Source organism: Anaerolinea thermolimosa, assembly GCF_001050195.2.
In the GTDB taxonomy this organism is placed as follows: domain Bacteria; phylum Chloroflexota; class Anaerolineae; order Anaerolineales; family Anaerolineaceae; genus Anaerolinea; species Anaerolinea thermolimosa.
Map to the genome: position 1 here is coordinate 3160786 of NZ_DF967965.1, position 12886 is coordinate 3173671.

At 59.5% G+C, this 12886-nt stretch carries 13 protein-coding genes; 5 read left to right on the top strand and 8 right to left on the bottom strand.

The genetic code is table 11. The features are described 5' to 3' along the window. Window positions 1–43: 43 nt before the first annotated feature. Window positions 44–1369, bottom strand: a complete 1326-nt coding sequence (locus ATHL_RS14215) for an NfeD family protein (protein ID WP_062195225.1) — start codon at window positions 1367–1369, stop codon at window positions 44–46. A gap of 152 nt (window positions 1370–1521) precedes the next feature. Between ATHL_RS14215 and ATHL_RS14220 the strand changes: the two genes are divergently transcribed. From ATHL_RS14220 to ATHL_RS14235, 4 genes are all read left to right on the top strand, one after another. Further along, a complete protein-coding gene (locus ATHL_RS14220; RefSeq protein WP_062195228.1) occupies window positions 1522–2061 on the top strand; it encodes a flavin reductase family protein in 540 nt (179 codons plus the stop codon). Between the two features lie 23 nt (window positions 2062–2084). Next, window positions 2085–2327: a hypothetical protein gene (locus tag ATHL_RS14225; protein WP_062195231.1), complete on the top strand. Its 243-nt coding sequence runs from the start codon at window positions 2085–2087 to the stop codon at window positions 2325–2327. Between the two features lie 68 nt (window positions 2328–2395). Beyond that, window positions 2396–2968 carry a nitroreductase family protein gene (locus ATHL_RS14230; protein WP_062195233.1) on the top strand — a complete coding sequence of 191 codons (573 nt, stop codon included), beginning with the start codon at window positions 2396–2398 and terminating at the stop codon, window positions 2966–2968. 139 nt (window positions 2969–3107) lie between these two features. Continuing rightward, window positions 3108–5294 carry a ComEC/Rec2 family competence protein gene (locus ATHL_RS14235; protein ID WP_272897357.1) on the top strand — a complete coding sequence of 729 codons (2187 nt, stop codon included), beginning with the start codon at window positions 3108–3110 and terminating at the stop codon, window positions 5292–5294. Between the two features lie 11 nt (window positions 5295–5305). Here the strand turns inward: ATHL_RS14235 and ATHL_RS14240 are convergent, their stop codons facing one another. After that, window positions 5306–6340 (bottom strand): methyltransferase domain-containing protein, encoded by a 1035-nt coding sequence (locus ATHL_RS14240; protein WP_062195241.1) that lies wholly within the window; start codon window positions 6338–6340, stop codon window positions 5306–5308. Between the two features lie 195 nt (window positions 6341–6535). Between ATHL_RS14240 and ATHL_RS14245 the strand changes: the two genes are divergently transcribed. Continuing rightward, window positions 6536–7513 carry an aldo/keto reductase gene (locus ATHL_RS14245; RefSeq protein ID WP_062195244.1) on the top strand — a complete coding sequence of 326 codons (978 nt, stop codon included), beginning with the start codon at window positions 6536–6538 and terminating at the stop codon, window positions 7511–7513. Window positions 7514–7624: 111 nt separating this feature from the next. Here ATHL_RS14245 and ATHL_RS14250 read toward each other — a convergent pair whose 3' ends face one another. From ATHL_RS14250 to ATHL_RS14275, 6 genes are all read right to left on the bottom strand, one after another. After that, entirely contained in the window at window positions 7625–8464 is an 840-nt protein-coding gene (locus tag ATHL_RS14250) for an alpha/beta hydrolase (RefSeq protein ID WP_062195246.1), read from the bottom strand. Next, entirely contained in the window at window positions 8465–9655 is a 1191-nt protein-coding gene (locus tag ATHL_RS14255; protein WP_062195249.1) for a mandelate racemase/muconate lactonizing enzyme family protein, read from the bottom strand. A gap of 107 nt (window positions 9656–9762) precedes the next feature. Further along, window positions 9763–10869, bottom strand: a complete 1107-nt coding sequence (locus ATHL_RS14260; RefSeq protein WP_062195252.1) for a DUF4037 domain-containing protein — start codon at window positions 10867–10869, stop codon at window positions 9763–9765. Beyond that, a complete protein-coding gene (locus tag ATHL_RS14265; protein ID WP_062195254.1) occupies window positions 10870–11295 on the bottom strand; it encodes a hypothetical protein in 426 nt (141 codons plus the stop codon). A 27-nt stretch (window positions 11296–11322) separates the two neighbouring features. Then, window positions 11323–12393, bottom strand: a complete 1071-nt coding sequence (locus ATHL_RS14270) for a L,D-transpeptidase (RefSeq protein WP_062195257.1) — start codon at window positions 12391–12393, stop codon at window positions 11323–11325. Window positions 12394–12399: 6 nt separating this feature from the next. Continuing rightward, a partial coding sequence (locus ATHL_RS14275; protein ID WP_062195271.1) for a L,D-transpeptidase occupies window positions 12400–12886 on the bottom strand: 487 nt, incomplete at its 5' end.

A 12886-nucleotide genomic window follows, 5' to 3' on the forward strand; every position in this document is an offset into this window, starting at 1 on the left:
CCGTTAATTCAGGTTTGCATCGAGTCCGCACCGGCCGCAGTGGTCACTGGATTTTTCGCACCTTCAGCACGATTCCATCCACCTGCACCACTTCTACCCGACTGCCGCGGGGAGCCCTGCCCCCCTCAATCAGTTCCGCCGTCCAGAGTTCACTCCCCAGCTGCACCGAACCGACCGGCGCCAGCTCACTGCGCACCGTGCCCACCTGCCCCACCAGAGATTCCTGCCCCACCCGCACCGGAACCCGCTGCGCGCGCAGGGCAATCCCCACAATCAACGAGAAAGCCGCTCCAAAAACAATCCCCGTGCCCACCACCAGCGGCACCGAAACCCGCGGAAAGCCCGGCACATTGGGTGAATTGAAGAGCACCAGCGCCCCAATGATAAAAGACCCCACCCCCGCGGCAGTGAGTGCACCATGGGTCGGCGCCTTGATATCCAGCAGGAAAAGCACAAAGGCAAGCACCAGAAAAACGATGCCAAACCAGTTGACCGGCAACACGCCCAGCCCGAAGATCGCCAGCGTGATGCATACCACCCCGATGAACCCTGCCACCCAGCCGCCCGGGCTGGAAATTTCGATCAAAATGGCCTGCACCCCCACGCTCAACAGCAGAAAGATCAGGTTGGGGTTGGTGAGAATCTGCAGGAACTGTTCCAGAAAGGTGAGCGGTACATCCACCACCACTGCGTTACGTGTGCGGAGCACCACGCTCTCCCCGCCCACCTCCACCGAACGCCCGTCAAGCTGAGAAAGCAGGTCAGGGAGATTGCGAGCAACAATATCCACCAGCCCGGCCTGAACGGCCTCGTTTGCCGAAACCGCGCGTGCATCTTCGATCATCGACTCGGCCAGCTGCACGGCCTCTGCACCGCGCCGCAGGGCCAGCCCGCGCGCACTGGCCTTGATGACCTCTTTCGCCTTGCGCTCCGCCGTCGATTCGATGTCTTCGCCCTGCATTCCCACCGGGCTGGCCGCCCCGATGGTCGATTCCGGCGCCATGGCCGCGGCATGACCGGCCAGGGTGATCAGCGTTCCGGCTGAAGCCGCCATGGCCCCCGCCGGAGAAACATACACCACCACCGGCACAGGGCTTGCACGCACCTGCTGCACCAGGCGATTCATGATCTCCACGCTCCCCCCGGGGGTATCCAGCTCCACGATAAGCGCCGAGGCTCCCCGCTCTTCGGCAATGTGGATGGCCCGTTTGAGCGTCTCCTGCCAGATAGGCGTAAGTGGCCCCTCCAGGCGCACTGTCACCACCAGCGGGGTCTCGCTCTGCGCCTGTACCACCGGCCGGATCAGGTTCATCCAGCCTGTCACCAACAAAACCAGCACCAGCCAGCCTCGCACCTTCCGGTAAGTCATGAGAACCTCCATACCTATTATAAGGCAAGCCCGATTGCCTGAAAGCGTACCTGTCGAATGTGATTTTTCTCAAGGCGTAAAGTGCTCTCCGGAAGTTTTCACCCCGGAAGGTTCTGTACTATACTGAATACAACCTGTTCATGGAGGGAAGTATGCCTGACCTTGTTCCAATTCCACCAGAAGAATTCCTCGTCCGGGCTTATGCAGTCTGGGAACATGGCTGGTTCCTTCTCACCAGCGGGGAGTACACAGAGGGCAAATTCAACAGCATGACCGTCTCCTGGGGCAGTTTCGGCTGTATGTGGGGACGCCCTTTCGCTCAGGTAGTGGTGCGACCCCACCGTTATACCTTTGAATTCATGGAAACCTACCCCACCTTCACCCTGTGTGCTTTTTCGCGCCAGTACCGTCCTGCCCTCAACCTTCTGGGAACAAAATCAGGTCGGGAGGGCAATAAAATTGCCGCGTCTGGCCTCACCCCGCAACCGGCCAGCCAGGTGGCGGCGCCCGTGTTCGCCGAAGCCGAATTGACCATCGAGTGCCGTAAGCTCTACTGGCAGGACTTCGAGCCCGCGCATTTCCTCGACCCAGACCTGCTCAATAACTATCCACGTCAGGATTATCACCGCGTTTACTACGGTGAAATCGTCGCGATCCGCGGCATACCCGCTTATCGTTTCCCTTCCGTGTGAGGCCCGTTTCAAGGAGTGCTCCCATGTCGATTCTACTGCTCGACGAGAGTCTGCGCATGACGGTTTTTTACGACCGTAACGCCCCCCGCCCCGCAGAGATTTGCCTGTATCTGGAAGAAACCTGCCCGCCCGAAGAAAAACTGCTGCAGGAAAGCGAGTCCGCCCTGTACCTCACCCCGGGGCAAGCGCGCGCCCTGGCCGACGAATTGCTCCAGGCCTTACAGGAACGTGAACGTTACCGGGCGCTCTCGCCCGAAGAGGGATAGAGGTTCTTTGTTTTCTCGCTTCCCGGTTTCATCTACTCACCCGAATACTATACTTCCAGGAGTTGCCGATGTCTTTCCGTGATCTTGTGCTGAAAAACCGCTCCTATCGCCGCTTCCGGCAGGATCCACCCGTGACTCTCGAAACCCTGCGTGAACTGGTAGACCTGGCACGCCTTTCACCCAGCGCCGCTAACCGCCAGCCCCTCCGCTACATCCTCTCAGCCGACCCGGAAAAGAACGCCCGCATCTTTCCGCATCTGGCATGGGCCGGTTACCTGCGCGACTGGCCCGGCCCCGCCGAAGGCGAGCGCCCCACGGGTTATATCATCGTCCTGCTCGATACCACCGTGAGTAAGAACGCCGGTTGTGACCATGGCATCGCTGCCCAGACCATTCTCCTCGGGGCCACCGAACGCGGCCTGGGCGGCTGTATGATCGGGTCGGTACAGCGCGCCGAGCTGGCCGCCGCATTGAACATCCCCGAGCAATACGAGATCCTGCTGGTCATCGCTCTGGGCGTGCCCGGCGAAGAAGTGCGCCTGGAACCGCTCCCCCCTGATGGCGATATTCGCTACTGGCGTGATGAACGTGGCGTTCACCACGTGCCCAAACGCCCGCTCGATGACCTGATCATCGGCTGAATCATCCCGCAGGGGCACAGCTTTCACCGGCCACACCTCTGCGGCTTTCTTCAGATAGAGCCCCTCCACCGTGCCCCTGCTCTGGCTTTCTCTTTTTTTCCTCTCTGGCATCCTGCTTGCCGCATGGACCCATTTTCCCGTGAGCTTCTGGGCAGGCGTGGCGGGGGGTAGCCTGTTCTTCTGGCAGCTTCTTCATCGCCTTCCAGGTAGAAGGCTGAGGTGGCTATCCAGCGTGAAGGGCACCCTGAAGCTGCCCCCCTTCCTGCTTCTGGTAGCGCTGGGGGCAGGTGCCCTGCGCTACCAGCTCTCACGCCCGGCCTTCGGGCCAGGCGACCTGGCTTATTATCACGGGGGAGGGGAGGTAGAACTGACCGCCACCGTGAGCCAGTCGCCGGAACCGCGCGACACAGTCACCCTGTTGCGATTGGAAGCAGAATCCCTCCAGCAAGCCGGACAAACCCCGCCCCTGAAGGTGCGTGGGGCTCTCCTGGCCATGCTTCCACCCGACCAGGGATGGCATTACGGAGACCGCCTCATTCTGCGCGGAACCCTGACCCCGCCCCCTGAAAGCGAAACCTTTTCCTTCCGCAATTTCCTGGCCCGGCAGGGCATTTTCTCTTACATGGCCTACCCTCAGGTGCAATGGATAGAGAGCGGCGCGGGCAACCCCCTTATGACGGCCATCGACGCGCTCCGCCAGCGTGCGCACCGGGTAGTAGAGGCCCTCTTCCCTCCTCCCGAAGCCCCACTGCTGGACGGGATTCTCCTCGGCCTGGATAAAGGTCTGCCCCCGTCCATCGAAGAAGCCTTCCGGCGCACGGGTACGTCTCACATCATCGCCATTTCGGGGTTTAACATGGCTGTGCTCGCCGGGTTGTTTGCCGGTCTCTTTGGGCGGGTCTTTTCGCGCTGGTGGGCCACCCTCATTGCCCTCACCGCCATGGTCCTGTACACTCTGCTCGTGGGAGGGGGAGCGGCCGTGGTGCGTGCCGCCATCATGAGCGGTCTGAGTCTCATCGCCGTGCAGATCGGTCGGCGGAGCAGCGGCCTGAATTCCCTTCTCTTCGCCGCCGGGGTGATGTGCTTTTTCAACCCCGATCTCCCCTGGGATGTTTCCTTTCAGCTTTCTTTTGCGGCCACTCTGGGTCTGGTGGTTTACGCCGCCCGCCTGGAAGGGTTTTTCCGGCGCAGAGTAGAACGCTGGTTCCCCGTGGCGGTAGCCGGTCCGCTCACTGCCCTGGTTGCCGAGAACGTGCTCTTCACCCTGGCAGCGCAGGCTTTCACCCTGCCAGTCCTGTTTTACCACTTCGGGCGCATCTCACTCATCGCTCCCCTGGCCAACTTCTTTATTCTCCCGGCTCAATCTTCACTGATGATTTTCTCCGGTCTGGCTGTGCTGGTGGGGATGGTCTTCTTACCGCTGGGGCGCCTCCTGGCGGCACCGGGATGGGCCCTGGCTTCATACACCCTGCACATGGTGAGCTGGCTGGGCGCCAGCCCCGGCGTCGAGCTGGTGGCAGGCCCCGGACGGCTGAGCTGGGTGCTGGCCATGTTCGCCATTTTACTCCTCAGCCTGAAGATCAGCCCCGCATGGCTGAAATCTCATCTGCCACGCCTCGCCCCGGCCACAGGCCTGGTGCTGGCGGCGGGCCTGGCCGGGTTGCTCTGGCGACAGGTGCTGGCCAGTGGTGATGGCGCCCTGCATGTGATAGCCTTCCAGTTTGAAGGAAAGACACCTCTGCTTATCCGCACCCCCGCAGGCCGGGCGGTGCTCATCAATGGCAGTGAGCGAGCCAGCCAGCTTTCAGCAGCGCTGGGCCGCTGGTTGCCCCCGCTGAACCGCTCGCTCGATGCATTCATTCTCAATGAGCCTTCCAGCGGCACCCTCAAAGCCCTGCCTGAGACTTTAAAGCGCTTCCCCCCGCAAAGGGCATTCCTGGCCGCCGCTTTGCCAGAGAACGCCACCGGGCGCAACCTGCGAGAGAGTCTCCAGATCGAGACGATCCCCCTCCAGAACGGCGACACGCTCGATCTTGGCCAGGGGGTGCGCTTGCAGGCCCGGGCCTGCAACCCACAGGGCTGTGCCCTTCTCCTGGAATGGGATCGCTTTGCCATGCTTTTCCCTGGCGGCAAGGCGCCAGAAGAACTCCCTGACCCGCAGACAGGGATGTTGCTTCTCACCCCGGCCGACCTTAAAACTACCCCGCTCGATACCTGGAAGACCCATTTTCAGGCGACGATCCTCGATGCCGCCTCTCTGCCTCCCGATGGATGGCTGCATCTGCAAACCGATGGAACGCGCCTGTGGGTAAGCCGGAGCCCATGAGCAGGCCCATCTCAGGCCAGCCCGAACAAAAGCGCCGCCGGTCTCTGCCCAAAGAGGCTGATCTCCAGCCGGTCAATCAGCCTTAACCGCTCGAAAGCCACAAGCTCTGGCAGGCTGGTGAGCAACACCACCCGGCCCTGTAGAACGAGCACGCGTTCCATTTCCGCGCAGGCCGCCCGGTAGAGATATTCAAGGCGCAAGTCCACCGCCACCTGCCGCCCCCATGGCAGGTTCGAAACCATCCGGTCAACCGATCGGCTGGCAAAGGGCAAGCGGGTGGCGTCCAGCCTGCACCACTCCACGGTCTGCCCGGCCAGGCTGGCATTGGCGCGTGCCGCCCGAATCGCCTCAGGGCTGAGGTCACCCCCCAGGCAATGCGCTCCCAGCCAGGCCGCCTCAATCGCCAGCGTACCGGCGCCGCAAAAAGCATCCAGAAAGACATGCCCCGGCTTCACCCCCGCAAAGCGGAGCAACGCCGCGGCCACACTGGGTTTAAGCGAACCCGCCAGGTGCACCTGCTTATACGCGCGGCGGTGCAGTGGGCGTGCACCCACCCGCACCCCCACCAGCACATGCTCATGCTCGATAAAAAGACGCACATTGAAGGCGCTTTCTTCATCATCCGCGGAATATTCCCACCGGTAGTGACGAGAAATGCCCCCGGCCACCGCCTGTTTGACTTCTTCGGCAGTGTAATTCCGCCGCCCCACAAAACTCACCGTAACCGAAAAGGTATTTGCCGGTTCAATGGTGCGCTCACGCGCCAGAATCTTCAACATCCGGTGTAAATTCCATTGCTCACTGCGTTGATGCAATTGCTGAAGCCCCGAGCGCTGCGGGGGCAAACCGTCCCACACATCCAGTTTCAAAAATACATCATCCACAGTGCGCAATCTCAACAAAGGCGCCAGCTTCCCGCTACAGGTGGCACACACCCGGCGGTAGGCCACCTCTTCCACCTGCAGGCCGGGGATGTCGCTCATTTCTTCTGCAGCGATGCGTTCAAGGCCATATCCGGTGAGGGCAAAAACGGGGAACATGGGCATAAGTATATTCTGTTTTCATCTGCCTGCCGGTTGCAATTTTTCCACTCTATGAGAAAATTAAAAAACTAAACGCCTTTCCCTTTCGGGAACCTCCGAGACCTGTGAAAGGCCGCCCGGTTTTGATCAACACACAGACCATGCTACCGCACCAGCAAACCCCAGTAAGCTTCTCAAGTCTGGAAAGGAACATCACTTATGGAATACCGATTTCTGGGAAATACCGGCATCCGGGTAAGTCAGCTCTGCTTTGGGACGATGTCTTTTGGAGGCGATGCTGACGAAGAAACCTCGGCGGCGCTCTTTAAACGCTGCCGCGACGTGGGAATCAACTTTTTCGATTGCGCCAACACCTATTCAGCTGGCAGGGCCGAAGAAATTCTGGGACGGTTGATCGCCGGTAACCGGCACGAATTGATCATCACCAGCAAGGTCTATTTTCCCACCGGCTCCGATGTCAATGCCCGCGGAGCCACCCGGCGCAATATTCTCTTACAGGTAGAAGCCAGCCTCAAGCGTCTGGGCACCGATTATATCGATGTCTACTTCATCCATCACTTCGACGATAATACCCCCCTGCCCGAGACCCTGCGCGCCCTGGATGATCTCGTCCATTCCGGCAAAATCCTTTACCCCGCCGCCAGCAACTTTGCCGCGTGGCAGGTAGCCAAAGCACTGGGGTTGAGCGCCCTGCATGGCTGGGCACCATTTGCCGTCCTCCAGCCCATGTACAATCTGGTCAAGCGCCAGGCCGAGGTAGAAATCCTGCCCATGGCACGCGCCGAAGGCCTGGGGGTGATCACTTACAGCCCGCTTGGCGGCGGCCTGCTCACCGGAAAGTACACCCCCGGCACCCGACCTGAAAAGGGACGCCTGGTAGAAAACAAAATGTACCAGGTGCGTTACGGAGCGGCATGGATGGTTGAAGTGGCCGACCGCTTCAGTGAATTTGCCCGTCAGCGCGGTTTCGACCCCGCCGCCCTGGCCGTGGCCTGGGCAGGAAGCCACCCGGCAGTTACTGCTCCCATCATCGGGGCACGCAATCTTCAGCAACTGGAAGGATCGCTGAAATCACTGGAGATTACCATGACCCCCGAACTGCGCGCTGAAATCTCGGCTCTCTCACCCGAACCTCCCCCCGCAACCGACCGCAGCGAGGAAGTCGTCTCAGGCTGAAAGTGCCCGGTGCACCGGCCCTCCAGCCACCTGCCTCTGGTTGCCCCCTGCCCGTGTTGAGCGCTCCATGACGCGGGCAGGGGTCTGGATGCTCTCAGAAAGCCAGCCTGCTCAGCCGGTGTGCCGCAAGATCCAGTCCCCCATATCCGCCAGCACCTGATCGCGTATCAGATCATGATGCAGTTCATGGGAAGCCTCCGGGTAAACCTTCAATTCCCGGTCGGGACAGGTTAACCTGGCAAAATAGTCACGCACCCCTTCCACCGCGCTCACCGAGTCGGCCTCTCCATGCAGGAAGAGCACCGGCAGGCACAGATCAGACGCATGAGCCTGCACCCATGCCAGGACTCTGAGGCTTTCAGACCCCCAGCGCGCCGATGCCCACGGGTGCATCAGCGGATCGTGCCTGCCAGCTTCCACCACAGCCGGGTCGCGCGTGGCTTTGCTCACATTGAGACCCAGATTCATCCGAAAACGCGGGAGAAGCACCCCGAACACTCTGGCCAGCCAGACGAGATAGGGTCTGGCCACCCCGGCCGGGCGGATCGGCGTTCCCATTAAAAGCAATCCACGCAGGCCGTTCGGAAAGCGCAGGGCAAATTCAAGGGCAATCAGCGCACCCAGGCTGTAACCCCAGAGAAAAATCGGCACCCCGGGTTGTTCGGTAGCAAGGGTGTTCAGAAAGGCCCCCACATCCTTCCGATATTCGTCCCAGCTCCCGATGTGCCCACGCTGCCCCGGCGAACGCCCGTGCCCGCGTAGATCAAAGGCGGCCACCGCCACACCACGGGGAACGAGCGCATCGGCAACATCTTCATAACGCCCGCTGTGCTCACCGTGGCCGTGGACAACGGCCAGAATTGCCCGGGAGGTTACCGGTGGCCTCCAGACGCGAAAAAACAGCCTCAGGCCACCGGCCCCCTCAAAGAATCCCTCACGTACAGTTTCCATCTAATCGAAGAAATCTCGATCTTCCTCACTCAGGTATTTTTGAGCCTTATCCACGTTGAAAGTCACCCCCAGACCCGGGGCATCCCACACATCGATGAGGCTCTCTTTCACAATTGGATCAGGCAGCCCCTCGACAATCTCGTACCACCAGGCAGGTTGTGCCACGGGGTATTCAAAGGCGATATAGTTGTCGGGCATCGCCGCACACACCTGCACCAGCGCCGCCAGGCCGATCAGACCATCGAAAATGCCATGCGGAGCCATCTGAATGCCGTGCAGATCGGCATACTCGGCAATCCACTTCAGTTCGGCAATGCCGCCCACGTCTGCCGGGTCAGGCCCGATGATGTCCACCGCGCGGGTCTCAATGAGCTCGCGAAAGTTTTGCCGCAGGTAAATCTGCTCCCCGGTGTGAATGGGGGTCGATGTAGCGCGGGTGATCTCCCGGTAAGTATCGGCCATCACATAGGGGGTGTAATCGCCATTAATCGTGTCTTCCAGCCACATCAGGTGATAAGGCTCCACAGCTTTGGCCAGGCGAATGGTGTCGGTCACCGTCCAGCCAGGGCCGCAATCCAGGGCCAGGCCCACCTCATCGCCCAGCACATCTTTCATGGCTTCCACACAGGCGATGACGTGTTTGAGCCCCCGTTCGGTAAGCGGCCCGCGGCTGGCATGAGGGGCTCCCCCGCGCAACTCGGCATAGGTAAACCCCTCCACCTGGCGTGGCATACCGCTGTGAAACCCCACGCCCATCTTCACAAAGCTGAACCCCTCCGGAGAGGCTTTCATCTTCGCAACGCTTTCGGCGTAGTCTTGCGGTGAACTGCCCTGCATAGGGAAGCGCACCCCCCCGTTGTAGACGCGCACCCGGTCGCGCACCTTTCCCCCCAGCAATTTATACACCGGTAAACCGGCGGCCTTCCCGGCAATATCCCAGAGCGCCATTTCAATTGCGCTCACCGCACTGCCCCAGGGCTTAAAACTGGCCATGCGGCGAATCTTGAGCATGACCCGTTCAACGTTGGTAGGGTCTTCGCCGATCAGATAAGATCGATAAAACAGCACATGCGGTTTGAGATAGGGCTTGGCCGATTCGGCCTGCCCGTAACCGTCAATCCCGGCATCCGTGGTAATGCGTACGGTCGGGTGTTGCCCAATAATGGCACACTTCAGGTCGGTGATTTTCATGGTGCATTTCCTCCAGACGAACGATTGGCTTCCATGATTATAGACCCGGAATAAAAAAGTGCGGCAGCCTGCATGGCGCCGCACCTGTGAACGCATCCGGGTAATGCTCAGGAAGGATACAGACCACGCAGGCGGGTAGTAACCTCGATGGATTCGAGCGAATCGGTCGAGGCGCTGAACTGATTCACCGACCCGATAAAAGGTGGCAGAGCACGGATGTTTTCATCCGAGATCGCCGAGCGAATTTTCTCGGCAATTGCCCCTCCGAAGATAACTTTGAAAGGCCGCCCGTAGAAAAGCCTGACTCTTGCCTCCACCGGGGGAAGTAAATCGAGGGAATTGAACTTCCAGGCACAGATTTCATACGCCCGACAGAGGTTCGCCTCGCGGGTGTGGAAGTCCCCCGCCTCCAGTGCACCTGAAAGGTGCGGCTCGATCAGCGGGGCAATTTCTAACCGCCTGAATGCCCTGCCAAACCACTTGCTGTAAGGCGCATACCGCCGTTCCATGAGGAAACACAGCCGCATCACCGCTTCTACCAGCCGGGCCGTGATCAAGCGCGAGCCAATTTCATCTCCTACTTCCACCGTACGCCCGACGAAAGCTTCTTCCTGCCCAATTTTCATCCACTGGGCCGCCAGAAGATACATCCACAGTTGTTTCGGATAATATGCCAGCTGTGCCCGCACCGCCTCCAGACCGAGATCATCATGCCAGACCCCGCCGCTCGTAAGGCTCAGCAAGCGATGCTCCGAGAAGGTCAACCAGTCAGCGGTTTCAATCGGGCGGCACGTATCCCAGCCGATTTCCTTCTGAAAATAAGCCGGAAGGGTGGTAATCTCAATCAAAGGGCTGACCGCCCCCTGCTCTCGCTCTTCCATCCAGCGCACTCCCTCGGCATCGGGCGCTGAGAAACTGGTAGGATACCCGTGAAAAGAGGGGGGAAGCTCCACGCGAAAGAGCTTCTCCAGCGCGTTCTGGTTCTCCGCGAAGTTCTCTTCAGGCAGAAAGAGCACCAGACGCGGCCCCCACATGTGGTCGCGCGAACGCTCGTCATCAAAACCGAGCACATCGGAGCCAAAACCGATCAGAGCCGCAGTATGCCTCAGACCGGGGAAGTGGCGTGCAAGAAGCGGCCCCACAGCCTCTTCATAATACATCTGACTCAATTTCAAACCGGGGATAAACTCGGGTTGAGGTTTGGATGAGATCATTTATTCGTCGCCTTCCTCATCAATTTGTCCGGGCTGGTCAACCCGCACCACCTCGCCATGTACATTGATCACCACGCGAAAGCCCATCATCCCCATGTAAGCTCGTCCGGCTTCAGGGATACCGGTTTGAAAAAGCTGTTCGAGCTGCTGATCAAAGTTTTTCAGCTGATTGGCGAGGATGGCACGGCTGAAGATATCTTCCTGCCCCAGCATTTTCGCCGCCTGCTCGGCAATCAGGTCTTCACTGCCCTTCATCTGCTCACGCAGCAGGTTGAGCACCTGCCGATCCACCTGTTCTGAAGGGATATGGCGGCGGAACCCCTGATCGTTGACCACGTAGCAGGGTTCTTCTCCCACATAGGTGGTCTCCACCGGGTTCCCAAATTCATCTACAACCAGACCACTAAACAATGCCTGAACGGCCATGACCCTCCTCGAGAGCGCTTGTTTCAATTATATCACCCGAACCTGTGTGCCGTATTCGTCGATCCAGGTGTTTTGATCGAAAGGTACACTGGGCAAACTCCAGCGATAAAGCCAGTGAGCCGCCTGCGGGGTGAGGTTAATGCATCCGTGTGAACGCGGTTTTCCAAAGTCATTGTGCCAGTATGTGCCGTGAAAAGAGATTCCCCCACCGGTAATGTAACACACCCAGGGAACGCCGGGTAAGTCGTAGCTGTTGGGAGCAGCAAGATCCTCGCTGGCCATGTGGCGTGAGGGGCGCTTCCGGTTGGTGATGAACACCCCGCGCGGGGTAGTGTAATCGCCATCGATAAACCTGCCCCCGGTCGAGGCGCGGGTGATGAGCGCCGGTTCGTCGTTTTCATAGGCAATCATGATCTGATCGCGCAGCCACACCTCAATGCGCCGCCCTTCCGGCGGCACTGTCGGTGAGAGCAGCGCCACATCTTCTGGCTCAAGCATGCGCAGGTGTTCACCCCGTGCATAGTAATGTACCTTGAATTTATCATCCCAGAGTCTGTACCAGGTATTTCCATCTCCGTCCTGCGTCACATCCATCACCCAGTGAACTGTACTGTAATAAAGCCGGTAGGCCAGCTTCTGGGGGTTGCGAAAATCGCGGAGAGTATCGGTATAAGGCACGGTCACTTCTGCCAGCCGCCCATACTCCGGCACCGACCGCACTACCGGGTTGAGGCGTAATTCCACCGGCTGGATCTTTCCGGAATGGGCATACCCCTCCCCTTTGATGTGATACCAGACGCGATTATGACGGGGTTTTTCGTCTCCGTAGGTTACCTCATCAATCTCGAACACCAGGTCTTTCCAGTACACATGCAGAAGGGTTGCAGAAAACGAAGGGCGATCAAACACCTCAACCGTATCATCCACTGTCCGCCCCAGTTTGACAGGCGGTTCGACAACCGGGGTGTTGAGGCGCTGCCAGCGTTCATATCGATCCAGGAAGGGCAACGCAAACAACCCCAGGAAACCCTGCGCCGAGAACTTGAGAAATTCGCGCCGGGAGAGTGGAGCTAAATCGGGCGCATACAGGGTGTGCATCACACGTTATTCGTGAACGTTGACCGGTGTTCCTACCGAAGCCCAATCGAACAGCCAGGCGGCGTCTTCGGTGCGCAAATTGACACACCCGTGGCTCATCGGGGTGCCGAAATTGCTGTGCCAGTAGGTGCCATGCAGGCCGTACCCTTTGTAAAAATACATCGTATACGGCACATCGCGCAGATAATACCCCGGGCCAGACATATCGGTATAGCGATACTTGACGTAAATACGGAACTGCCCCGTGACGGTAGGGTGCTGCCATGTGCCGGTCGATACCAGAAACGAATTCACCAGCCGGTCACCCTCGTAAGCGTAGACCATCTGTTCCGAGAGGTCAACATCAATCCAGCGGCCATCAGAAACCACAGGCACCTCTCCCCGCTCAGATGCTTCGGTGGGAGGCACCGGGGTTTCGGTCGGGTCAGGCGTATGGGTAGGGGTAGGGGTAGGCGTATCCGTCGGCGTGGGGGTAGGTGTGTCGGAAACCATC